We start from the raw sequence: 19,080 nt of genomic DNA, 5'->3' as shown, positions 1-19,080 counted from the left end.
AAATTGTCAGTGAAATCAGACGAACATCATCTGATAGGTTTTTGCGCGCTTCACCTCCGGGTTCCGGCTCATCACCGTCACCGCGTCGAACAGCGCCATCACAGGGTCAATCTTCGCATCGCCAGCGTTTTGCTTGGTTGCGCGGATTGCCGTGGCTGTAGGCTCGATTTTCAGGTTGCTGACGCACCAAGACATGAGCTTCGACCCGGAATGCTTCAGCGTCCCGTTGGTCAGCTTGCGTTCTGCCGTCTTGATGGCATTCATCATCGCGTAGCCCTGCGGCGCACCGACCAGAAGCCCCTCTTCCTGGGTAACTCCGATCTCGTCCAAGGCTTCGATCATTTCGCCAAGTCCCGCCGGATCGACGGCGACGGCTGCGAGCAAGCCCCGCTGTTTGATCTCTGCGATGATCTCCACAATCGCGCTGATATCGTCCAGTTCATCCTCGACAATGGTCAGTTCACCAGCCTTGGCGAAGTCGCGCAGCCGGTCAGCAATCGTCTTGCGCCGATCGAGAACGCCTTTGTGACACCATGCATGTGTCCAGAGCAGCCAATCCCGTGTCACCTTGTGGCGACCGAGCGCCGCGAAGCCGTACAGATCGTCCAAGCCGCCGCCATCCAGCCCCGGCACAATCACATCGCAATGCTCGTACAGGTATTCCAGCGTAATCTCTGGACTGGCGCGCTTTGCCCAGAAATCCGCCCCCGGCCACCGATTGGCCCGAAGGTTCATGCCGATCTCAACATTGAGATGCTTGGCAAGAAAGGTCTGGATCGTGTCGCCTTCTTCGTCCTGCCCTGACTGGACCTGAAGGAATTTCCGCTCCAGCCATTCACGACGAACTGACCGCCCCATATTCGGGTTAGTCACATAGAAGTTTTCCGGCTTCAGATAGTCCTTATTCTCGACCATCTTCTTCGGGAACTCATAGAGCACCGGAAGGCTGCGAGGATCGTCAATGACGCCATCGCGCACATCACGGAAATAATCGAGTTTCTGCTTAAATACGCCAGCAGGCGGCATATCGCTTTGCGTGGTCAGATAGATCACAAATCCCTCTGGTCGCGCTATAAGCCCTCCTGTGGCCTCCTGTAGCATTGCTGCGGCATTGTTCTTCTTGCCGAACAGCCATAGCTCCTCGACCAGAACCATTCCCGACTTTTTACCGGCAGATGTCGCACTGTCAGCGGAGATGACCTTCAACACCGCGTTCGTGACCCGGTGCTTGATCTCCTTGGTGTTCATGTTCACGTGCAGGAGGTCACGCAATATTGGATCGACCGCCACCATGTCAGCGGCAGGTCGGAACGAGTTATCCGCCACTTCCCGCGTAGGTGCGAGAATGGTTAGCTCCTGGCTATGTCGCCAGTTGCGTATCAGGGCCGTGAGCATAATGCCCGCTGCCAAGGTGCTCTTGATGTTCTTTTTACTGATGAGGAGCATAAACTCCTCAATCATCCGAACACCGCTTTCCGCGTCATAAGCCCCGAAGATCGCCTTGACGAAATCGAAGACGTATTCCTCGCAAGCCTCACCGAATGTCGGCTGACCGGCAACGTCTACGATGCGAAGGGACTTGAAGACCTTAAGCGCTGCCTCGGCCTCATCGGGGAATAGCGGATCGAATGGCACTAGAGACCGGCGCGCAACAATCCGTTCCTCCCAATCAGGGCAGGCAGTAGACCAAACAGGCTTTGCCATGGTCAGTTAATCACGACCAGTTTGGGACCGGCGGGAGGAGCAAATGCGCCTTCGACGTTTTCAGCGGCCAGCTTCTGCTCTTCCTTCTTGCCAAGTTTCGGTTTCTTCTCTTGCTTCTCAGGCGAGACTTTCCGCTGCGCAGCGTTGGCCGAAACCTGCTCGATCATCTTGTTTTGAGCCTGCACATTCCCGCCCATGGCAGCGCGATACCGCGCCATCAGGAGGTCAGCCCGCACTTTTGCGGTTGCGATATCCAGTTCGTAAGAAAAATGCTTACGCAACGTCGGCTCTGAAACGCCAATAACTTCCGCAATCGCCTCGTTCGTCATGCCACCGGCCTTGAGAACGCGCACTTTCTCGCGGTCTTCGTCCGTTGGCGCAAATTCGGGACGACCGCTGTTTTTGTTACCGGCCATGGCTGAAAAACGGTGCTCCAAAAAAAATCGTGTTGATGAGGGGGACGCGGGTCTGGCGGCGAGAGGGGTTTTGAACTTTCACTACCCCCCCCCTATGCCTTTGATTTTCTATAGTGTTTCTAAGTCACTCTACTTTGTACCACTTCACCTTGCCATCAATGCTCATTCCTATTCGAGGAGGGAACTCTTCTTTCCCTTGAGGCAACCAGTAAGCTATGCACGTTGGCCACGACTTTGGATAAGCAATACGTTGTGCAAGCCTTCGCCACCAAGTTTTTTTCATTGCTACCCTCTCCGCTCCATCCTCTGCTTGTCTCGGTCATGGCATGGCTTGCACAGGGTCTGGAATGGTCCTGACCAGAATGCTTGCTCATCGCCGTGGTGTGGGTCTACGTGGTCACAGACTAGCTGACTGGTGTCTGTCTCTATCTTCCCGCACATCGAGCAGGTGAACAGATCGCGGGTAAGCACTGACCATCTTAGCTTCTGCCATCTGCTGGTCTTGTACCAGCTGCGCCAAGCCTGTGTTCTGTCTCGGTACTGGCTGCGCTCTCTCTCATTCCCTTTGGCATATCCCAGCCTTGGCTTCATCGTGGATACGAGAGGCTTGAGGGTTTTGATCTTAGGCATCAACAATGCGTCATCATGAACAGCCGGAATGATACTGTGGCGAGGATAGAGCCAACCGCGCATCCGATGCCAAACCACATAAATTCAAAGGCATTCATTGATTGATCTCCAGACAACCATTGCCGAAGTCTAGATGCGGCTTCCCATCTATGGTCTTCACCTTGCTTGGATTAGCCATCAGCTTGCCGCCGGTCATGATGAATGGTTGCTCAAAGGCAACTGGCTGGAACACGGATACCTTGGGTTCTGGCTTACTGCTCGCATTCATTTCCAGACTACCTCAATGTGCATTTGAACCCATTCCCAGATGAGATACGAACCGATGGCCACGCATCCACCGAAGATCATCAGGGCGATAGCGGCAACGAGCCTTTCGGTCTTCACGTGCTGTCCAAACTCTGAACCGTCCATCTCTACCCCTTCGCCTTAAGCTCTGCTGCTACTGCTGCCTCGGTCTGGTGATCCAGGTAGGCGTCGAGACAGCTATGCATGGTCTCCCGGATTTCATCTGCCTCATCCGTCTGCCCTCGCATGATCGCGGCTAGGTGATGGTGCCGCAGTCCTACGATGTCCTGCCATGTGGCTTGCATGAACTGGATGGGCTTGGGCATAGCTTGCCTTCCTATTCGGTCAGCGTGCCATGCTGCTGCTGCAAGAAAGCCAGTAGGTCAGCACTGTTTGAGAACGCGTAGAAGCCAGAGGTGGCACGATATGGGCTTGCTTCATTGTCGCCACGGAACACGACGAAGCCACCATTCTCAGATGGTCGAACCTCGTAGCCCACGGATGCAACGTTTGCGCTCTTGTTCTGCATAGCATTCTCCTTGGTTGATGATGTTTCCGGGCCTGCCCACTTCACACCGTGATATGCTCGGATAAGGCCCTCTTTACAAAGATACCTTTTCCTCTCTGAATGCTTCGAACGTGTTTAGTGCTGATGCTAAATTCCGCCGCCAATTCTTTCCGGGTTTTTATCCCTTCAAGGCGAATTATGTATCGGACCTGGGATGCACTTAATTTCGATGGTCTGGTTGTCCCGTGGTCGCGCTTATCAAGCTCATTCTCGTTCTTTGTTTTCCAAGCTAAGTGACGATGGGAAACGCAACCCATATGCCCCTTACCGCACAGATGAGCGGCTTCATGGCGCTCAGTGGGAGGCTTCCCATACGCTCTTTCGCAAACATATCGATGAGCATGTATGGACTTCCCATCGACTTTGAGCTTCCCATAACCTGTACTGCTTTTATTAAATGGCCAGATTAGACAATCATCGCTTTCGTTCTTAAGCGCGACATTCTCGACGAATGACATAGCTTGCCCAACCATCGTCCTTCCAGCCGTTGCATCGCCGTGTCTTTCAAAGCGCCTAAGATGTGAACGACAATACCCCTTGCCGCCGCGAGCTTTGTAATGCGCATTACCGCAACACTCAGCAACCGCACACGCTATAAACGTGTCACGCATGGGTATCTCCTGAATGTTCATAATGAAAAGCCGCCACCCGAAGGCGACGGCTGAAAAGACCGGATAATCCGGTTTATTGAGCACCGCCTATCTTGCTTGGTAAGCGGTTGATTTACTTATATCTTTCGGTCAATCACGGGAAATTCCCGTGTTTTGAGCACCACCTGATTTCTGCGCTAGTCGGACCCTTTCGGGCGAGGCTCTCACAACGCCTTTACGCCACCATTAACCGACTACGGCTATCTTCGCTGGCCGTCAGCTACTTGCGAGGAGCCGCCTCGCATTCCGTTGAGGCATTGCCTCTATCCGTAAACCTTCGACCAGTCACGCTGTAGGCGCTGCCAGTCGTCAGCCATGTTCTCCGAAATGGTCTTCTGCTTCCACCACTTCCGAGGATTGCCACACATGAAGCAAGAGCAGCATTTCAGATGATCGGCGTTTCGTGCCTTCTCGTCACGCGGATAAACCCGCTTGGCTTTCGCCTTCATGCGCAGCTTGTCAGCGATGCGTCTTGCTCTCTTGGCGATCATGACTTTCACCGTGTCTGGCGCTGTGGGAGGATTTGCACCTCCCGGCAACCGGTTGGACATTCGGTCGCCTGCTACTTGCACCCGCATAAACTTTAAGCCGCCGCCATGAACTGCTTCCTGAGCCTCGCCTTCAAGCGATTGCTCTTGGTCGTTTCATCTTCCCACTTGAAGATTTGTTCACGCTTGGCAGCTTCAGTCTCAGCATCTCGCTCAAATCTGACCATCTCTTTCGATGGCGGCGCGTCTACTGCGACTGTATCAGGAATATGCTCGAATTCGGGTCCAATTGGCAACACCCAAGAATGGCCACTTTCTGCATTGGGCGAGCTACCCCGCATAACCTGCTGGTATATAATGGCAATTGCCCGATCTTTCCGCCTTCTGCCGGTCTCTTCGTGAATGCCTTCCAGTCGGCACCACTTGGCGAAGGATGCCTTCTCTATGCGGACCTTACCGGCCCTATTCTTAACCTGTACGAACAGACATCCGGCCTTTGCTCGTGACCATGCCCAGAGGCAGCGGCGGTTCTCAGGAGACGCGGACATTGCAATCAGGTTCATCGCCAGTTCCCAATCGGAAACGTCCTTATGGCTGATTTCGTCGCTTTCCCAGAAAGCCATCCACCAATCTTTGAACGGGCCTTCGTCATCTTTGTGCAGCTTCGAAGCCGTGCCGATACGCAACTTCTTACCCTGACGCTGGAGCACGATTTCCCTGTCCGCCTTATGAGACCAGCCACGCTGTTCATCCTCGGTAAGTGGCGACATACCGGGCAGCCGTTGCCCTCTCAGCTTCTTCGGCTTTGCATCATTCGGCAACTTCTGATCGATTGCAGCAGCGCGAATGAACAGATCGATGATTTCAAGCTCGGTCATTCCGGCACCTCCTCAAGCGCTGCGTCGATCATGCATTGGTAAAAACGCAGATGTTCAACGCTATCCTCGTCTTCCAAATCGGGGTACGGGTTTCCACTCCAGCCCTTCCACATCTCATTCGTCGGTTCACGGATGGCTTGGAGAACGTTCCTCGCTACAACGGAATAATCCCGACCGTCTCCAGCATCATCAGCAATCACCTGCGCAATGCGTTCGATCATTGTCTGCTGTCTCATGCTGCCATCCTTTTCTCGTCAAACAGGTCGCCTTGCGCGGCGTTCGGTCCAAACCTTCTCACCACACGCTCGAAGAGCATTCCGACTAGGGCAAATCGCTGATGGGGAAGCTGTCTGGCAATATACTGCAATTGAGCGACCGGCGCAGCATCGAAGCATTCCAGCCATTCTATCGGGCGGTTCTCCACGATTGAGTTGCACACCGTGACCAGATCGCTAACCGCCCAAAGCAGATATTTGTCGATATATCCCTGATTATTCTCAGTCTCCGCAACGGTAGAGAGGACCATCCGAAAATGATCCTCCCCTTTTGCTTGTAGGATACGGCTCATCGTGACTATGGCCCTCGTTTCCCGAATGCCAGGATATGTGCGACCGTCAACGATGGTTATGCCATACTCTGCACACAGATCAGGAATGCGAGGGTCAACTGTCATTCCGTCACCCTGTCTCGATCCTGCCTAATGAGGATATCAATCAAGCCGATTGCGGACATTTTTGTTTCATCGTCTAATTCGTAACCAGTTGGATACCGCATGAAGCTAACTGTCTTGCCATGGTTTTGAAGCGCGGCAGCACTCCGAAGCAACCAGTCGAGACGCTCACTGTCGGTTAGTTCTGGCAAGTCATCCATGCCCTTTCTCATGGTTCTTACCAGCCGGTTTGAATACCAAGCCGCCTTTTCCAAATCCTCGGTTGATTTGCCCTTGTGACGCTCGCGCCAGATGTATTTCAAAGCATTCCCCTTGCAGAACCCACGAAACTCGTCTGGCGTCAGTGCTGCTTCTATAGCGTCGATGCATTCAAGTCCGGTTTCCGATGCCGTGTAGTGCTTCGGATGGTTCACGTTGTCAGTCATGCCGCCCTCCTCATCTCAAACGGGCAATTCGCTTCGAATACGGCGCGGGCAAAGCCCTGTGGTGTTGCGCTTCGCAGGTCTGCCCGGTCATCACTGGGTGTGAGCTTCCACATCTTCGAACCAAGCACCGGATCAACGGGTTTCTTGGCTGGCATCACAAAGCCGTTTCCGGTCCAGAGACACGTTTTCTTTGTGTAAGCCTCGCTGTTGGGATCGTCGGCATACCCTGCATAATCTGACGGATGGAAATAGAAGTCGGGCTTGCCGATATGTGGGATGCTGGACAGGACGCCAACCGGATTTTCGCAGAAGTATGGAGCGCCCGACCATGCGGCCACCTGCCGACCAGCTTCGAACATTTCGATTGCATCCCGAAGCATTATCCCGCCCTTCTTGACGAAATCCCGCGCACCGGCCACCGTAATGTCCGTACATGGCGACATGGAAGCGACGAACACGATATCCAGGCCAGACGGTGGACGCCACGAACGGGCATCGCCCCAGACGAAATTGATGTTTCCGACCTTGTTATCCCGGCGGATCGAATGCGCGATATCCACACACCAGCATTCAATCCCGGCATCGGCCCAAGGCTGCGCGGTACGACCGCTCTTTTCATAGAGGAATATTGCTGCAAGCTTTCTCATGCCGCCCTCTTCTTGAATGCGCCCTTGCTAAACACGGCTTCAGCTTCGGGATATTTGCCGTCTGAGAGCGTTACACCCTCCCGAAGCATGACAGTGTTCTCTATGGCGTCCTTCGCTCTCCACGCCGCTATTTCGGCATCATGCGGGTATTTGAAATACTGAGGCTTGTCGTCCTTCTTGACCACGTAGACCTCAGTGCGCCAAGCGAGTTGAAACTTCCCGATATAGCCTTCTTCGGTCCATTCCGCGTATGCCGTCTGCTGGTTCATTGCAGGAACCCTTCGAAAGCTGCTGGCATCTCTGGAGTGCCTGACTTGAACAGTGTGAACTCGGCTTCGAACTCGATTTCTGCCGATTGCCCCGGCTCGCCACGTCGCCGCTTGTGGTTGATGATCCACGCCTTGCCCTTGCTTCCTTCATATCGGCGTACAAGGTCATCTCGCTTTTCCTGTCGGTATTCCTGCGGGATCAGTTCCTTGTAAAGCGGTTCTGGCCGGTACAGGGAGAACCACACATCCAGGTTTTGCTTCACGCCGCCGCCACCGTAGGCGTCTCCCATCATCGGGCGAAGGCTGCCGCCGGTCTTCCAACGCGCCTTCCACTCATCATTCCGCTGGATCAGGATCACGATTGCCACGTCAAGGCTCTTCGCTATGGCTTTCAAGCCCCGATAAAGAGCATTGACGCGCTCTGCGAATATCTCGCCTGCCTTGCCGGGTAGCTGGATCATTTTTGCGTGGTCGATGAATACCAGATCAAGCCCGACTGATTTCTTCATCGCTTCCATTTTGATGCGGATGTCAGACAGGCTGCATTCAGCGAACGAAACGATGTCGAATGGGATATTCGTGGATTTCATCATCTCGCCTTCGATACGCTCCTTCTCGGTCGTGTTCAGTGCGAAGGCGTCCAAACGGTCGAGGCTAATCCGGCTTGCTTGCGCAGCCGCCTGCAAGGCTGCCTCTTCATCGGTGATTTCAATGGAGAAGAATGCGGTGCGATATCCAGCCAAGGCGGCATGACGGCACTGTGTGAGGGAAAAGGATGTCTTGCCGCCGCCGCTATCAGACATGAACCCGATAAGGTTACCGTGCCTGATATCGCCCACTGCCTGGGTAATCTCAGGCAAGAACCAAGGAATGAGCTTGTTCCCGTTCAGACTGTCCTTGGCTACCCGGTCAATAGCCTTGGGCAATAGGACGCCGTACTTCATCGAACCGGCGCGCTCGTTACCTTCTTGCGCAATTTCGGTCAGCCGATCCGATGCCATGCCGATGAGTTTTTCCGGCGTCATATCGACCGGCATGTTCACGCTCATATCGCGAAGATCATAGGCGAGATTGACAAGCTCCTGCCGGGACCATCGTTCAAGGATCACGCGGGCATTGTCATAGGCATGGAATGATCCGACTGCTTCAAGCGAAAGACGCATCAGATATTCCTTCAGCGTCAGTTCACCGATCTTGGCATTTTCCGGTAGGTACTGCTTCATAGTGACAGGGTTCGCCGCCCTGCCCTCGGCTATCATCTTCCCGGCCACTTCATAAACTTCCCGGTGAAGCGGCTCGCTGAAATGCTTCGGCTGCAAGATACCAGCAACACGCCAGTACGATGCGTTGTCAATCATGATTGCACCGAGTAGTGCCTGCTCTGCTTCGATAGACGTTGGTGGCTCTGGCCTGATTTCTCGTTCGTGGTAGCTCATGCCGCCCTCATCTGAAGCATCTTGTATTGCTGGGAAGCTGTGGCCGCGAAGGCAATACCAACCGCTTCGGCGGCGTCATGCTTCTTCACCGGGATTTTCAGCATCTGGCAGCGTTCCATTGCGGCCTTCTTCCAGTCCTTGCTTGCGAAGCCGTGTTTTCGGCCATAGCCAAGGAACTGTGAGCGCCACGTAGCGGAAGGAATGGTCAGCCACGGTATGCGGTAGGCCGAAATGATCGCCACGGCGGCACCGGACAGGCTGGAGAGTTGCAAGGCGTTCGGGTTGATGGTCTGCTCTTCCTTCTCGCCCGCCATGTCATTGCGCTTCTTTTTGAAGGTGACGACATTGCGCATGGGCTGCTCGATAGCCACGAAGTCAGGACGTTCCGCCTTCAGCATCGCGACCAGTTGGAGACCGATGGAAGATGCCTTCTCCTCTGCATTCTCGCCGGTCGCTGTAATGATCCCGGTGCGGATCGTGCTCATTGGCGCGCTAGGATCGTACCAAGCGAAGCCGGTAGTGGTCGCGATGTCCATTCCCAGGATCAGCATTCAATACCTCCCCATAACGCAGGCTACCGGGGCGAAAATCCAAGCCAGTGCTATAAGCACACAGCCGGTGATGATGAGGGCGTTTCCGACACGTTGGCTCATGCTGCCCTCGCGCTGTTGTCCACGGATTGGACCGGATACGAGTTGATGCCTACCTTGCTGGATACGCTCTGACGGCCTTCGGCTGCCGCGGTCCGGTCGGTCACACCCATTTTGCGGGCAGCGTGAAGCACTGTCGTGTGGTCGCGACCGCCAAATAAACGGCCAATGGTCGGAAGGCTCAGGTCCGTGCGGATCGCCACACAGTCCGCCATTGCACGATGACGGAAAGGAACGAGGTCCTTAGTCCGGCGCTTACCGATGATGTCCTCATAGGTAAATTCAGTACCGGCAATGACCCGCTCGATAATGTCACGAACGGTTGGCTTGCTGTTCAGGACAATCGTTTCACCCGACGTGCTGATTAATGGCTTCGGAGGCTCATTGTTGCGAACGGTGATGGCCTTGAATGCAGCGGTGACCTTTTCGGCCCTGGTTTCTTTCTCGATCAGTTTCCGAAGCTGCTCTTCTTTCCTGCGCTTCGCCCAGACCTTTTTGACGAATGACGGGTTCATTCCGATAGGAACCCATCGCTGTTCGACGCCGGGTAGAACGAAACCAGCAGGAGACAGAATACCGCTTTCGAGGCAGGCTTCTTTCAATTCGTCATCGGCAAGGATGATCTTTCTTAAATGGGCAACCCTGATCTGCATCAGTTTTGCCAGTTCGTTCACACCGGAGACTTCCTCGATATGACGCAGCAGTTTGCGGCGGCTGCCGGGTGTGAGGGTCAATTCTGACATTACGCAGCCCTCCCCATGTACCGAGCGGCTTCTTGCACTGACTGGTGATCGCTGAACGCCGTTCCATCCAGAACCGACAGAACGCGACGAAGGTGATAATCGGCGTCATATGCCGGTCGAAGCTCAATGCATCGGGCGAGGTTCGGACGGACATGGATAAGCCCGCGATCCCGGAGGCTGTGAACGATCCGGTGCACACCTGACTTAGATGCCAGACCGATAGCTTCCTGGATTTCCTCATAGGAAGGGCCGTAGCCCTTCTGATCGATGAATGAACGGATGAAGTCGTATGCCTGTTTCTGGCGTGGGGTCATGGAGAGCATTAGGAAATCCTCTCGTTTCCGTTGTTGTGACGGGTATTCCACGTCTCAAAAAGGTCATCCCGATACTCATTCGAGATGTCAAAACCGCATTCATGGCAAGAGACGCTAAAGCCTTCATCGTATTCGCCAGCGGGGCCGTCTGGCCCAGCCTCGTACTCGATGACAGATCGGCGGAATGTCGGGCGCTTCCCACAGAATGGGCAATCAAGGAGATTGCTTGCTTCCAGATTGTCAGCCATCACGCGGCCTCCACGTCAGGAAAGTCGGGGTCAGCGGCTTCTTCCTCGGCCTCAGAATTGATCTTTTCCATCGCGTTCTTGAGGTTGTCGCGCATGATCGCCTGACCACGATGCCAACCGCGAAGCCATGCCTGATCCTCGTCAGAACCCTTGTCGTGGGAACTTTCTGGGTCTTTACCCGCCAAACCGGCAAGCTCGCCCTCACCTTCGATGCGCTCAATGGCTGGCGCACGGTCGCGGAGTAGATCGGACTGGAAACCCGGCGTCAGGTTCAACCACGAAAGAACCTCGCCATGGGCAAGGAAACGATCAGTCACGGTAGCCTTGTCGTCGGCATTGATCGCCTTGATGGCATAGTCCAGATCGCCCAGAACGATACCGTCAGCCTGCGCTACCTTGCCGTCCGCTTTCTTGGCCGCATTGATTTCTGCGGCCTTGCTGATGTGAGACATACGCTTCCGCAAATGATGGAAGAAAAGCGCCTTGCGTTCATTCTCGGTAAGCTGCGAATTATGGCCTGCGTTCATTTCACTTCTCCCGGTGCTGGAATGTTGAACTCTTCTTCAAGGGTCGGCCAATCGGCTAACTCCGGGCAGACGATCTCAGCTAAGCTTGCTGCCTTGTTTCGGAGCATAGCGGCGAGACGCATTCGTCTGTGCAGCGACAGCCATCTGAGCAATACGGGCGGTCTCTTCTTTGTATTCCGCATGGCGCTTCCTCTCTGCGATAACCGCCTGCATTTCCGCGATTTCCCGGTTATCAATGCGGTTTGCTTCTTTGTTGAAAATTGCCCTCACCCGGCGGCGCGTCCATTTCGGGCTTTTCCTCGAAAGCTTGTCGTAAGCCCGGTCGAGCATGGCCTTGATCGGCTCGCGAACACCGCGATAGCCAATCAGTTCATCCAGAAGGTCGGCAGCTAATTCAGCGTCAGACATTGAGGTACGATCCTGCGAAATGCGCTTGGGTGAAAAATCCACGTTCTTGGACGATGTTTCCAACATCTTGGGTCGCTCCACGGCTAATTATTGAACCGTGAGCAGCGCACCTGATGTCGTTGCAAGAACAGAGGAACTGAAGTGATGAAGATGAAACGGACAGCCCGGAAAGCCTGGAAAACTGATACGGGCGTCCAGTTAGTTCTTTATTCATGGCCGGATACCTCGAACGAGGCCCCGGCATATGCCAGCCCCAGCCGCAATCATCACGCAAAGCGGCCAGCATATTACGAGAACCCATTTGATCCATTTCGGTGATCGGCTGGGTGGCGAGAATTCGAGAACCGCGCAGGAAATGAAGCCCGCGACGTAAAGCCAAGCGATGATCCAGTTACTGTTCACGGTTCAAAACCTCATGGTTGAATTGGTTGCCCGACGCTCCGCAGGGAGTGCTCAAAGCGTCGGGCGGTTGCCTACCGGGTCAGGCGGTGGAGGCTTGGGAAACCCGGTGGGCAATCAATGAATAAATGATCGCCATTCAGCCGGAACGCGGTTGACGTTCTGACGTGCTGCCTGTCGCTGTTTCTTGGAAAGGGACCGGATTTGTTTCTCAAGCTGATCGAGAGTGCCGATCTTTCCTTTGAAGTGATCCGGCCAGAGAATGGCCGCAACTCTCCAGAAATCCTGTATCGTTTTCAGCTTCGAAGCTTTGACGCCGCGAGAGCCGATAAATGCCTTGAGAGCTTCGCTTGCCTGCACACCTGTACGATGCAGGCCCTGATCGAGTATCTGCTCCATGCCTTGCAAGAGCTTCTGTCCGTCGCGATTTCCTCGCTCGAAACGAACCCCTGCCCTTTCCAAAACATCACCCGGAATGCGATCTCCGAGGATCACTGCGAACCAGAAATCATTCATCTCTGGATCGCTGAGATTTACCCTCATGCCTTTGAGGTATGCGGCGCAGCGTGGGTATTCGTGGATGCTCACGCTGCATCCTCCGCAGAACGAGCCAACCTATTAGCCAAATGAAGCTCTTCGGCGCTTGTTTCAGTCAAAGACATCAGGAGAACCCAATGCCGGTCCGGGACACCGATAGTTGGCCATTTGTAGACAGCATCACGAGTTATCTGGCCATTGCTGGCTTCGTGAATTGCCTTTGCCCCACCGGCGGCTTTAATGATGTCTGTGATGTTCCTCATGCATCTATCTTTACTGAATTAAATTCCAACTTTCAAGCACGAAATTCCCTAACACTGAATTTTTTTCAAATTTATTGTGTGCGCCATGACTTGGGTTGAACGATTAAACGAAGCATTGGCCAAAAAGGCATGGACAAAAGCTGAATTGCAGCGGCAATCCGGCGTGCCTTATGACAACATCGTCAAGTATCTGGGCGGGAAAGTTGACCAGCCTCGCGGGGATACCCTGCCGAAGCTCGCTCAAGCTCTGGGCGTCGATCCTCTCTGGCTGGAAAAGGGGATTAGTTCTTCTGCACCAATCATCGCGAAGCCAGAATTAACACCTATTCAACAGTCAGTTGGTTCAATCCCTGTCACCGGAAAAGTGGCAGCGAATACCTGGCTGAGTGTGGACGACATGGATTTTGGTTACGACGATATCGAATATGTGCCTAGCGCAAGCGGATATCCGGTCGAATTGCAGTTTGCTTTGAAGGTTGAGGGAAACTGCCTGAACAAGATCGCAAATCATGGTGATCGCCTTATCTGCCTCGACATCGCGAAGACTGGCATCGAAACAGAGGACGGTGATCTGGTGATTGTGGAGCGCAGCCGCTTTGAAGGTCAGATGATCGAGCGTACAGCCAAGCGCCTACGCCGTACTGCTGATGGCTACGAGCTTTGGCCGGAAAGCACTGACCCAGCTCATCAGGAGCCGATTAAGCTTCACCGGGTCGATAATGGCGATCACGTTCGCATCATCGGAAAGGTGCTTTGGATCATGCGGAAACCGTGATCCATCCCTGTGTATATAATACTCCCTTTCAGAGCATGATAAGATAAATATAAACCTTAACGTTATTCAGCTTTCCGTTATTCATATGCAATGGTTGCACTTATATAACTGCAATGGTTGCACTTATTCAGCCCACTTGAAACGAAGCCAGTATCGGTTCCCGACGTTTCGCTTTCTGGCGCAGAGCAAATATCCAGCATCTTCTAACGCCTGAAGCGCGCTGATTACCGAGCGCACACTCACGCCAGTCAGCTTCGCTATCGTGGCTGTAGACGGCCATGCGGCCTTGTCATCTGCGTTGATACGCATCGCCAGATGAAGTCCGACACGCACAGTTGCGTGGCTTAGGTCGAGGTCATCGACCAGCATCCTAATCCATAAATCCCGATTTTTTAGATACGCGGCCTTGGTCATCAGATTGCTTAAGCGCCTTTTCAAATTCCGTAAAATCGGAATTATTTTCAAATTACCTATTGCATACTGAATTTAATTCCGATAAACAAGAGTTATTGAAAGCGGTTCACGAAGAAGCCAACGCGCCGATCTGAACCGCGAGAAACCTCCGAGTTGGGAGACACCCGAAATGACCAAGGATTGGTACGAACACCGGAATGAACTCAATCCGGGTGATGTTTTCAAAACATACGATGATTGCGTGATCCGTCTCGACCGCCGTGTGCCAGGTGATGGAACTGACTGGTACGCAGACGTTTGGATGAACGGATGGCCCAATATTCCCGGATACGAGAAGGGTCACTGGTCTAGCGAAGACGCCATCGTCTCCCCCGGCGACCTCACCGAAAAGCTGCCGAACAATTTCGCAGGATAAGCCTTCCGGTTTCCGCCCGGGAGGGCGGTTTCCCACCGATTACCGAGGAAACCACGATGTCCACGAAAGCCGAGATCGAAGCCATTCTTAAGAACGATATCGCGCAGTTGGAAGCTCTTGTTGGCCAACTCGGTTCGATCAGCCTGACGTGTTTTACGCTGAAGGATCAGGGCGATAGTGGACTTGAGGTTCGCCGGTTGCTTGGCAAGTACGTCGAACAGCGCTGCGATACCGAGATGCGGATTATCGACCTCTACCGAGGCTTTGGCGACCAACCCGCAATGTCTCCACTGGAACGCTCGCAGTACCGTGCAAACCGCGCTGATGACCTGCTGGATATGACCAGTGACGCCTTCGAACGCATCAATGATTACGTCCATGGGAGGGCGGCATGACCGATACGAAATTCACTCCGGGGCCGTGGGACTTTGAACCGTCCGGAAAAGAGGCTGGATGTATTGGCTTCCCAGATGGGTCAGGGTTCTACGCTGCCATTCGTGAACGTGATGGGCACCTGATCGCCGCAGCGCCAGAGCTTTATGAGGCTCTGGAAGCAACCGCAAACTCAGCTGGCTTTCAATACATGTGGCCCGCCACGCGATCTAAGGTCGAAGAAGCCCTAGCCAAAGCGCGAGGTGAAGCATGACACCTCTCTCCCCATTCGATCACCTAATCACCATGGCACTGATCGTCGCTTTTATCGCGCTGTGCCAGAGCAAGAGGACGAGGCCGTGAAAGACCTTATCGAAGACGCTCTTAGCTTCATCGCCGTTTCCACCTTCATCGCAACGTTTGCAGTATGGGCCGGGTATCTGGCCGAGAAAGTGTGAGGCTGGATATGTCAGCAACAATCACAGACGTAAGTATACATCGACATGTTGGCCGCTTTAACTGGGCCGATCCTTCACAGGAAGAAGCTCAGGTCATTGTCCGTGCCACGATTGACGGCGTTAAGTACGCGCTCAGTGACACGATGGAACCTGACTGCGAATACGACTACCGCGGCGAAGATGTCATCGAAGCAATTGACGCGCTTGAGGCCGCAAAAGGCCGGTACATTTTCTACTCAGGGCGAAAAGAGTTTGAGGAGAAGCTGGCCCTCTTCCGACAGCACGAAGAAGAAATCCGGAAGGCCTATGCACTGTCGCGTGCCGTTTACTATCAGCGCAGGGCGGCTGAGATGTCACGCCTCGCTAGAGCGTATCTGGACGAAGCGACCGAAAGCGAGGCCACATGACCGCCCTCCTCCAAGTAAGCGGCTATGTGCGCCGCCAGTCAGTCAAGGGCGATGAGAAGCGCCCACGGTTTACCCAGCCAGTTATCGACACAGCCGCCAAGCTTTGGGCAGCGATAGACGCTGAATACGTCCGCGCTCTGGAAGTCGGGTTGGCGAATTTTTCGGGAGAGTGATGATGCCCAGGTGCGACATCTGCAATGAGCATTCGGCTTACGTCAACGAAGTCCGAGAAATCTATCGGACCGACGATATCCGCGACATCTGCTCCGACTGCGAAAAGATCGTGAACAAGCAGCTTCGCAAAATCCAGACCGCGCACGGGAATGCACAGCAGTCTTTGCTCAAGCGGTTTATGCGGGTTTTGAAGCGTGGAGGTGATCGTGACTGACACCTTGCATGAGGAACTAACCTGGGATGGCAAGACGCCGATATCCGAGAATGGGATTTACCGCGGCATTCCACTGGATGCCTATCACAACAATCTCGACTTGCTCGATGCTCCCGCGGTTTCCAAGAGCGCATTGAAGTGGCTTGACCCGATCCAGAAGAACAGCAGCCCAAAAGCATTCTGGGGCCGGTGGAAGTACAATCCTGACCATGTGAAGCCTAAGCCATCGGAAGCGCTGAATTTCGGGAAGGCCACGCATTGCCTGCTTCTGGGAGATGAAGACTTCGATGCGGCATTCGTTGTGCGACCTGAGAAGTACCCAGACTACAAGAAGGCGGATGCACGAGAATGGAGAGATGCCCAGATTGAAGCTGGCAAGACCATCGTCACGCCAGAGCAATATGAGCGCATCCAGCGTATGCGGGATGATGCGAACCAGTATCCGCTTGTCCAGCAAGGTTTGATGACGGGTCGCGTAGAACGGTCGATGTTCTGGAAAGACCCGGAGACTGGCATCTGGTTGAAGGCCCGCCCCGACGTGATCCCGAACGCTGATGCCGTCTATGCAGACCTGAAAACGGCCAGCAGCTTCGATGAGGATTTTCTATCCCGGCAGATTGTTGAAGCCGGATACTACCTACAGGCAGCCATGACGCGCATGGCTTGCCGCGGTCTAAAGCTGCCGTTCAAGACATTCGTTCTGCTTTATGTGCTGAATGATGATGTACCTGACACATCGCACGTCGAGATTGACGAAGAAGACATCGACCGCGGCGAAGACATAGTTCGCTATGGGCTCCGCACGATCCGCGAATGTCTGGATAGCGGATATTGGCCCGGAAAGCTCCCATTCAGCGCAGGCGAGCGCTTTATCAAGATGAAGCCATGGTCGCGGCAGTTGCTGGACCAGTTCATCGCCTATCAACATCAAATTGCAGCTTAGGAGGCGTTGACACATGAACGCTGTTACACAGACAACCCAGACGCGCTCACCTGCTGAAACATTCCGCGACCAGTGGAGCAAGCAGGAAAGCGAGGTTGCTGTAGCCCTTCCTCCCCATATCCCGGTCGAGCGCTTTATGCGTGTAGTTATGACGGCTGTGAGTGGCAATCCTGACTTGATGAACGCCGACCGCCGCTCGCTGTTCGAAAGCGCCATGAAAGCCGCTCAGGACGGATTGCTGCCCGACGGTCGCGATGGAGCACTGGTCATCTTCAATGCGAAGGTGAAGGAAGGCAACAAGGACGTTTACATCAAGAAGGTGCAATGGATGCCCATGGTCGGCGGCATCCTCAAGAAAATCCGCAACTCTGGCGAACTCCTCTCCCTGTCGGCCTATGTCGTCTACGAGAATGATGAGTTCCAGTACACACTTGGCGACGAAGAAACAATCGTTCACCGCCCTTGCCTCGATAGCAACCGAGGCGATGCGAAGCTGGTCTATGCAATCGCCAAGACCAAGGACGGCGGCATCTATCGCGAAATCATGACGTTGAAAGACGTGGAGAAGGTTCGGGCCGTTTCCAAGACTGGAAAATTTGGACCGTGGGCTGACTGGTGGGATGAAATGGCAAAGAAGACGGTCATTCGTCGCCTTGCCAAGCGTCTGCCAATGTCGAGCGATCTTGATGACCTGATCCGCCGCGACGATGAGCTTTATGATTTCAGCGGTCGCCGCAGCGATGTGGACGCACAGCAGAACCGTCTACAGGCTCGCGGGTCCCTCTCGCAGCTTCTACGTGGCGGAAATGAAACCGCCCAGATTGGCCAGCAGGCGCACGAAGGCTTTCAGATTGAGCATCAGCCGGAAGAACCCGAAACGCCAGCCAGCGAGCCGGATACGGGCGAACAGGGCGCGTCTGAGGACGTAAAAGCGCCGAGCGACGAAAAGCGAGACTTGACGAAGCTCATTATCCAGTTGGTCGCATACACCAAGGATTGCGATGCCGAGGACAAGAAGGCTGCCACAGACGGCCTGTGGGACTACGTCGAAGGGTTTATGAAGTCCAGCATCATCAAGTCGTCGGAAGGCATTGAGGCTGCCAAGAAGATCACCCGCATGTTTGTCGGCGTTGTGCAGGAATACAACACCCAAGCATCCGCGATGGAAGACGCCTGCAAGCTGATCGGTACCGATCCGGCACAACTGGATGAGGTGGCGTGATGGCTAGGCGAGAGTTCACCAAGGAAATCAAACGCGCCGCTCTGCGCCGGTCACTCGGCAAGTGTGAGGCTGTTGGAGAAATGTACGGCTTCAAACCGGGCCAGCGTTGCAATGCGCCTTTGTCTGTTGGCGTCCAGTACGATCACATTATTGCCGACAGCATCGGCGGTGAACCGACATTGGATAACTGCGCTGCCGTTTGCGTGTCCTGTCACGGATACAAAACCCGCACGGTTGATACACCGAGAGCAGCCAAAACCAAGCGGATGAGCGACAAGGCCAAAGGCATCGTTCGTCCGAAAGGCACGATCAAAGGACAAGGCTTTGCCAAGTCCGAGAAGTCGCCGCGTATCGATAAATCCGCCCTTCCCACATTGCCACGGCCCCGACTGATGCAGGCGGGTGCCGCGAGGACGCGAGCATGAACGTCAATCAGAAAGTTGAACTGTTGAACGAAGCCGCATCCTTGGCTGGCGATGCTTTCGAGAAGCTTGCAGCCAAAGCACCAAAGTCAATGACCTACGACGATGC

At 54.2% G+C, this 19,080-nt stretch carries 33 protein-coding genes; 10 read left to right on the top strand and 23 right to left on the bottom strand.

Annotated elements, in window-relative coordinates:
• Positions 1 to 15: 15 nt before the first annotated feature.
• The 22 genes from AC0TOF_RS01240 to AC0TOF_RS01135 form a co-directional block, all read right to left on the bottom strand.
• Positions 16 to 1,704 carry a terminase large subunit gene (locus tag AC0TOF_RS01240; RefSeq protein WP_473766923.1) on the bottom strand — a complete coding sequence of 563 codons (1,689 nt, stop codon included), beginning with the start codon at positions 1,702 to 1,704 and terminating at the stop codon, positions 16 to 18.
• Between the two features lie 2 nt (positions 1,705 to 1,706).
• Positions 1,707 to 2,120 (bottom strand): AraC family transcriptional regulator, encoded by a 414-nt coding sequence (locus AC0TOF_RS01235; protein ID WP_473766922.1) that lies wholly within the window; start codon positions 2,118 to 2,120, stop codon positions 1,707 to 1,709.
• A 724-nt stretch (positions 2,121 to 2,844) separates the two neighbouring features.
• On the bottom strand, positions 2,845 to 3,018 hold the full coding sequence (locus tag AC0TOF_RS01230; protein WP_473766921.1) for a hypothetical protein: 174 nt from the start codon (positions 3,016 to 3,018) through the stop codon (positions 2,845 to 2,847).
• Positions 3,015 to 3,161 carry a hypothetical protein gene (locus tag AC0TOF_RS01225; protein ID WP_473766920.1) on the bottom strand — a complete coding sequence of 49 codons (147 nt, stop codon included), beginning with the start codon at positions 3,159 to 3,161 and terminating at the stop codon, positions 3,015 to 3,017. Before AC0TOF_RS01225 ends, AC0TOF_RS01230 begins: the two co-directional genes overlap by 4 nt.
• Before the next feature lie 211 nt (positions 3,162 to 3,372).
• Positions 3,373 to 3,564: a hypothetical protein gene (locus AC0TOF_RS01220; protein WP_473766919.1), complete on the bottom strand. Its 192-nt coding sequence runs from the start codon at positions 3,562 to 3,564 to the stop codon at positions 3,373 to 3,375.
• Between the two features lie 41 nt (positions 3,565 to 3,605).
• On the bottom strand, positions 3,606 to 4,214 hold the full coding sequence (locus AC0TOF_RS01215; protein WP_473766918.1) for a hypothetical protein: 609 nt from the start codon (positions 4,212 to 4,214) through the stop codon (positions 3,606 to 3,608).
• A 302-nt stretch (positions 4,215 to 4,516) separates the two neighbouring features.
• The gene (locus AC0TOF_RS01210; protein WP_473766917.1) at positions 4,517 to 4,804 is read right to left on the bottom strand and encodes a hypothetical protein; all 288 of its coding nucleotides are present in this window, start codon (positions 4,802 to 4,804) and stop codon (positions 4,517 to 4,519) included.
• A 32-nt stretch (positions 4,805 to 4,836) separates the two neighbouring features.
• A complete protein-coding gene (locus AC0TOF_RS01205) occupies positions 4,837 to 5,619 on the bottom strand; it encodes a hypothetical protein (RefSeq protein ID WP_473766916.1) in 783 nt (260 codons plus the stop codon).
• A complete protein-coding gene (locus tag AC0TOF_RS01200) occupies positions 5,616 to 5,855 on the bottom strand; it encodes a hypothetical protein (protein WP_473766915.1) in 240 nt (79 codons plus the stop codon). Before AC0TOF_RS01200 ends, AC0TOF_RS01205 begins: the two co-directional genes overlap by 4 nt.
• Positions 5,852 to 6,292 carry a hypothetical protein gene (locus tag AC0TOF_RS01195; RefSeq protein WP_473766914.1) on the bottom strand — a complete coding sequence of 147 codons (441 nt, stop codon included), beginning with the start codon at positions 6,290 to 6,292 and terminating at the stop codon, positions 5,852 to 5,854. The genes AC0TOF_RS01200 and AC0TOF_RS01195 overlap by 4 nt, the downstream gene beginning before the upstream one ends.
• Positions 6,289 to 6,714: a DUF3310 domain-containing protein gene (locus tag AC0TOF_RS01190; protein WP_473766913.1), complete on the bottom strand. Its 426-nt coding sequence runs from the start codon at positions 6,712 to 6,714 to the stop codon at positions 6,289 to 6,291. The genes AC0TOF_RS01195 and AC0TOF_RS01190 overlap by 4 nt, the downstream gene beginning before the upstream one ends.
• A complete protein-coding gene (locus tag AC0TOF_RS01185) occupies positions 6,711 to 7,361 on the bottom strand; it encodes a hypothetical protein (RefSeq protein WP_473766912.1) in 651 nt (216 codons plus the stop codon). The genes AC0TOF_RS01190 and AC0TOF_RS01185 overlap by 4 nt, the downstream gene beginning before the upstream one ends.
• Positions 7,358 to 7,630 carry a hypothetical protein gene (locus AC0TOF_RS01180; RefSeq protein WP_473766911.1) on the bottom strand — a complete coding sequence of 91 codons (273 nt, stop codon included), beginning with the start codon at positions 7,628 to 7,630 and terminating at the stop codon, positions 7,358 to 7,360. Before AC0TOF_RS01180 ends, AC0TOF_RS01185 begins: the two co-directional genes overlap by 4 nt.
• Positions 7,627 to 9,066, bottom strand: coding sequence for a DnaB-like helicase C-terminal domain-containing protein (locus AC0TOF_RS01175; RefSeq protein WP_183657547.1), 1,440 nt, complete (start codon positions 9,064 to 9,066; stop codon positions 7,627 to 7,629). The genes AC0TOF_RS01180 and AC0TOF_RS01175 overlap by 4 nt, the downstream gene beginning before the upstream one ends.
• Positions 9,063 to 9,617 (bottom strand): hypothetical protein, encoded by a 555-nt coding sequence (locus tag AC0TOF_RS01170; RefSeq protein WP_473766910.1) that lies wholly within the window; start codon positions 9,615 to 9,617, stop codon positions 9,063 to 9,065. The genes AC0TOF_RS01175 and AC0TOF_RS01170 overlap by 4 nt, the downstream gene beginning before the upstream one ends.
• 98 nt (positions 9,618 to 9,715) lie before the next feature.
• Positions 9,716 to 10,459, bottom strand: a complete 744-nt coding sequence (locus tag AC0TOF_RS01165) for a helix-turn-helix domain-containing protein (RefSeq protein WP_473766909.1) — start codon at positions 10,457 to 10,459, stop codon at positions 9,716 to 9,718.
• Positions 10,459 to 10,782: a LexA family protein gene (locus tag AC0TOF_RS01160; RefSeq protein ID WP_473766908.1), complete on the bottom strand. Its 324-nt coding sequence runs from the start codon at positions 10,780 to 10,782 to the stop codon at positions 10,459 to 10,461. Before AC0TOF_RS01160 ends, AC0TOF_RS01165 begins: the two co-directional genes overlap by 1 nt.
• On the bottom strand, positions 10,782 to 11,021 hold the full coding sequence (locus tag AC0TOF_RS01155) for a Lar family restriction alleviation protein (protein ID WP_473766907.1): 240 nt from the start codon (positions 11,019 to 11,021) through the stop codon (positions 10,782 to 10,784). Before AC0TOF_RS01155 ends, AC0TOF_RS01160 begins: the two co-directional genes overlap by 1 nt.
• Positions 11,021 to 11,548, bottom strand: coding sequence for a hypothetical protein (locus AC0TOF_RS01150; protein WP_473766906.1), 528 nt, complete (start codon positions 11,546 to 11,548; stop codon positions 11,021 to 11,023). The genes AC0TOF_RS01155 and AC0TOF_RS01150 overlap by 1 nt, the downstream gene beginning before the upstream one ends.
• Positions 11,549 to 11,623: 75 nt before the next feature.
• Entirely contained in the window at positions 11,624 to 11,956 is a 333-nt protein-coding gene (locus tag AC0TOF_RS01145; RefSeq protein WP_418459905.1) for a hypothetical protein, read from the bottom strand.
• Positions 11,949 to 12,335, bottom strand: coding sequence for a hypothetical protein (locus AC0TOF_RS01140; RefSeq protein ID WP_473766905.1), 387 nt, complete (start codon positions 12,333 to 12,335; stop codon positions 11,949 to 11,951). Before AC0TOF_RS01140 ends, AC0TOF_RS01145 begins: the two co-directional genes overlap by 8 nt.
• A gap of 137 nt (positions 12,336 to 12,472) precedes the next feature.
• Positions 12,473 to 12,943, bottom strand: coding sequence for a hypothetical protein (locus AC0TOF_RS01135; protein ID WP_473766904.1), 471 nt, complete (start codon positions 12,941 to 12,943; stop codon positions 12,473 to 12,475).
• A gap of 297 nt (positions 12,944 to 13,240) precedes the next feature.
• Here AC0TOF_RS01135 and AC0TOF_RS01130 point away from each other — a divergent pair, with 297 nt between their 5' ends.
• A complete protein-coding gene (locus tag AC0TOF_RS01130) occupies positions 13,241 to 13,930 on the top strand; it encodes a helix-turn-helix domain-containing protein (RefSeq protein ID WP_473766903.1) in 690 nt (229 codons plus the stop codon).
• 123 nt (positions 13,931 to 14,053) lie between these two features.
• Here the strand turns inward: AC0TOF_RS01130 and AC0TOF_RS01125 are convergent, their stop codons facing one another.
• Positions 14,054 to 14,344, bottom strand: a complete 291-nt coding sequence (locus AC0TOF_RS01125) for a helix-turn-helix domain-containing protein (RefSeq protein WP_036586417.1) — start codon at positions 14,342 to 14,344, stop codon at positions 14,054 to 14,056.
• A 169-nt stretch (positions 14,345 to 14,513) separates the two neighbouring features.
• Between AC0TOF_RS01125 and AC0TOF_RS01120 the strand changes: the two genes are divergently transcribed.
• The 9 genes from AC0TOF_RS01120 to AC0TOF_RS01080 all read left to right on the top strand — a co-directional run bounded on the left by AC0TOF_RS01120 (position 14,514) and on the right by AC0TOF_RS01080 (position 18,974).
• Positions 14,514 to 14,759: a hypothetical protein gene (locus tag AC0TOF_RS01120; RefSeq protein WP_473766902.1), complete on the top strand. Its 246-nt coding sequence runs from the start codon at positions 14,514 to 14,516 to the stop codon at positions 14,757 to 14,759.
• Positions 14,760 to 14,815: 56 nt separating this feature from the next.
• On the top strand, positions 14,816 to 15,154 hold the full coding sequence (locus AC0TOF_RS01115; protein WP_473766901.1) for a hypothetical protein: 339 nt from the start codon (positions 14,816 to 14,818) through the stop codon (positions 15,152 to 15,154).
• A complete protein-coding gene (locus AC0TOF_RS01110; RefSeq protein ID WP_473766900.1) occupies positions 15,151 to 15,405 on the top strand; it encodes a hypothetical protein in 255 nt (84 codons plus the stop codon). The genes AC0TOF_RS01115 and AC0TOF_RS01110 overlap by 4 nt, the downstream gene beginning before the upstream one ends.
• 192 nt (positions 15,406 to 15,597) lie before the next feature.
• Positions 15,598 to 15,996, top strand: coding sequence for a hypothetical protein (locus AC0TOF_RS01105; RefSeq protein ID WP_473766899.1), 399 nt, complete (start codon positions 15,598 to 15,600; stop codon positions 15,994 to 15,996).
• The gene (locus AC0TOF_RS01100; RefSeq protein WP_473766898.1) at positions 15,993 to 16,169 is read left to right on the top strand and encodes a hypothetical protein; all 177 of its coding nucleotides are present in this window, start codon (positions 15,993 to 15,995) and stop codon (positions 16,167 to 16,169) included. The genes AC0TOF_RS01105 and AC0TOF_RS01100 overlap by 4 nt, the downstream gene beginning before the upstream one ends.
• Positions 16,169 to 16,384, top strand: coding sequence for a hypothetical protein (locus tag AC0TOF_RS01095; RefSeq protein ID WP_473766897.1), 216 nt, complete (start codon positions 16,169 to 16,171; stop codon positions 16,382 to 16,384). The genes AC0TOF_RS01100 and AC0TOF_RS01095 overlap by 1 nt, the downstream gene beginning before the upstream one ends.
• Positions 16,377 to 17,327, top strand: coding sequence for a PD-(D/E)XK nuclease-like domain-containing protein (locus tag AC0TOF_RS01090; protein ID WP_473766896.1), 951 nt, complete (start codon positions 16,377 to 16,379; stop codon positions 17,325 to 17,327). The genes AC0TOF_RS01095 and AC0TOF_RS01090 overlap by 8 nt, the downstream gene beginning before the upstream one ends.
• A gap of 13 nt (positions 17,328 to 17,340) precedes the next feature.
• Complete coding sequence (locus tag AC0TOF_RS01085; RefSeq protein ID WP_473766895.1) at positions 17,341 to 18,549, top strand: recombinase RecT; 1,209 nt, start codon at positions 17,341 to 17,343, stop codon at positions 18,547 to 18,549.
• A complete protein-coding gene (locus AC0TOF_RS01080) occupies positions 18,549 to 18,974 on the top strand; it encodes an HNH endonuclease (protein ID WP_473766894.1) in 426 nt (141 codons plus the stop codon). The genes AC0TOF_RS01085 and AC0TOF_RS01080 overlap by 1 nt, the downstream gene beginning before the upstream one ends.
• Positions 18,975 to 19,080 lie beyond the last annotated feature (106 nt).

This window comes from Ochrobactrum sp. PL_is501 (assembly GCF_055816895.1).
Note: the sequence above shows the minus strand (reverse complement) of the source record. Positions and strands in the feature narration are given on the sequence as shown.

What these genes read in the sequence shown, in the direction of transcription:
- AC0TOF_RS01190 (WP_473766913.1), bottom strand. Translation starts at nt 6,714, where the DNA reads ATGACTGACAACGTGAACCATCCGAAGCACTACACGGCATCGGAAACC.
- AC0TOF_RS01165 (WP_473766909.1), bottom strand. Translation starts at nt 10,459, where the DNA reads ATGTCAGAATTGACCCTCACACCCGGCAGCCGCCGCAAACTGCTGCGT.
- AC0TOF_RS01155 (WP_473766907.1), bottom strand. Translation starts at nt 11,021, where the DNA reads ATGGCTGACAATCTGGAAGCAAGCAATCTCCTTGATTGCCCATTCTGT.
- AC0TOF_RS01175 (WP_183657547.1), bottom strand. Translation starts at nt 9,066, where the DNA reads ATGAGCTACCACGAACGAGAAATCAGGCCAGAGCCACCAACGTCTATC.
- AC0TOF_RS01205 (WP_473766916.1), bottom strand. Translation starts at nt 5,619, where the DNA reads ATGACCGAGCTTGAAATCATCGATCTGTTCATTCGCGCTGCTGCAATC.
- AC0TOF_RS01200 (WP_473766915.1), bottom strand. Translation starts at nt 5,855, where the DNA reads ATGAGACAGCAGACAATGATCGAACGCATTGCGCAGGTGATTGCTGAT.
- AC0TOF_RS01225 (WP_473766920.1), bottom strand. Translation starts at nt 3,161, where the DNA reads ATGGACGGTTCAGAGTTTGGACAGCACGTGAAGACCGAAAGGCTCGTT.
- AC0TOF_RS01195 (WP_473766914.1), bottom strand. Translation starts at nt 6,292, where the DNA reads ATGACAGTTGACCCTCGCATTCCTGATCTGTGTGCAGAGTATGGCATA.
- AC0TOF_RS01215 (WP_473766918.1), bottom strand. Translation starts at nt 4,214, where the DNA reads ATGCGTGACACGTTTATAGCGTGTGCGGTTGCTGAGTGTTGCGGTAAT.
- AC0TOF_RS01120 (WP_473766902.1), top strand. Translation starts at nt 14,514, where the DNA reads ATGACCAAGGATTGGTACGAACACCGGAATGAACTCAATCCGGGTGAT.
- AC0TOF_RS01115 (WP_473766901.1), top strand. Translation starts at nt 14,816, where the DNA reads ATGTCCACGAAAGCCGAGATCGAAGCCATTCTTAAGAACGATATCGCG.
- AC0TOF_RS01100 (WP_473766898.1), top strand. Translation starts at nt 15,993, where the DNA reads ATGACCGCCCTCCTCCAAGTAAGCGGCTATGTGCGCCGCCAGTCAGTC.
- AC0TOF_RS01240 (WP_473766923.1), bottom strand. Translation starts at nt 1,704, where the DNA reads ATGGCAAAGCCTGTTTGGTCTACTGCCTGCCCTGATTGGGAGGAACGG.
- AC0TOF_RS01170 (WP_473766910.1), bottom strand. Translation starts at nt 9,617, where the DNA reads ATGCTGATCCTGGGAATGGACATCGCGACCACTACCGGCTTCGCTTGG.
- AC0TOF_RS01145 (WP_418459905.1), bottom strand. Translation starts at nt 11,956, where the DNA reads ATGTCTGACGCTGAATTAGCTGCCGACCTTCTGGATGAACTGATTGGC.
- AC0TOF_RS01235 (WP_473766922.1), bottom strand. Translation starts at nt 2,120, where the DNA reads ATGGCCGGTAACAAAAACAGCGGTCGTCCCGAATTTGCGCCAACGGAC.
- AC0TOF_RS01230 (WP_473766921.1), bottom strand. Translation starts at nt 3,018, where the DNA reads ATGAATGCGAGCAGTAAGCCAGAACCCAAGGTATCCGTGTTCCAGCCA.
- AC0TOF_RS01095 (WP_473766897.1), top strand. Translation starts at nt 16,169, where the DNA reads ATGATGCCCAGGTGCGACATCTGCAATGAGCATTCGGCTTACGTCAAC.
- AC0TOF_RS01160 (WP_473766908.1), bottom strand. Translation starts at nt 10,782, where the DNA reads ATGCTCTCCATGACCCCACGCCAGAAACAGGCATACGACTTCATCCGT.
- AC0TOF_RS01080 (WP_473766894.1), top strand. Translation starts at nt 18,549, where the DNA reads ATGGCTAGGCGAGAGTTCACCAAGGAAATCAAACGCGCCGCTCTGCGC.
- AC0TOF_RS01085 (WP_473766895.1), top strand. Translation starts at nt 17,341, where the DNA reads ATGAACGCTGTTACACAGACAACCCAGACGCGCTCACCTGCTGAAACA.
- AC0TOF_RS01150 (WP_473766906.1), bottom strand. Translation starts at nt 11,548, where the DNA reads ATGAACGCAGGCCATAATTCGCAGCTTACCGAGAATGAACGCAAGGCG.
- AC0TOF_RS01125 (WP_036586417.1), bottom strand. Translation starts at nt 14,344, where the DNA reads ATGACCAAGGCCGCGTATCTAAAAAATCGGGATTTATGGATTAGGATG.
- AC0TOF_RS01105 (WP_473766899.1), top strand. Translation starts at nt 15,598, where the DNA reads ATGTCAGCAACAATCACAGACGTAAGTATACATCGACATGTTGGCCGC.
- AC0TOF_RS01110 (WP_473766900.1), top strand. Translation starts at nt 15,151, where the DNA reads ATGACCGATACGAAATTCACTCCGGGGCCGTGGGACTTTGAACCGTCC.
- AC0TOF_RS01180 (WP_473766911.1), bottom strand. Translation starts at nt 7,630, where the DNA reads ATGAACCAGCAGACGGCATACGCGGAATGGACCGAAGAAGGCTATATC.
- AC0TOF_RS01185 (WP_473766912.1), bottom strand. Translation starts at nt 7,361, where the DNA reads ATGAGAAAGCTTGCAGCAATATTCCTCTATGAAAAGAGCGGTCGTACC.
- AC0TOF_RS01220 (WP_473766919.1), bottom strand. Translation starts at nt 3,564, where the DNA reads ATGCAGAACAAGAGCGCAAACGTTGCATCCGTGGGCTACGAGGTTCGA.
- AC0TOF_RS01210 (WP_473766917.1), bottom strand. Translation starts at nt 4,804, where the DNA reads ATGTCCAACCGGTTGCCGGGAGGTGCAAATCCTCCCACAGCGCCAGAC.
- AC0TOF_RS01130 (WP_473766903.1), top strand. Translation starts at nt 13,241, where the DNA reads ATGACTTGGGTTGAACGATTAAACGAAGCATTGGCCAAAAAGGCATGG.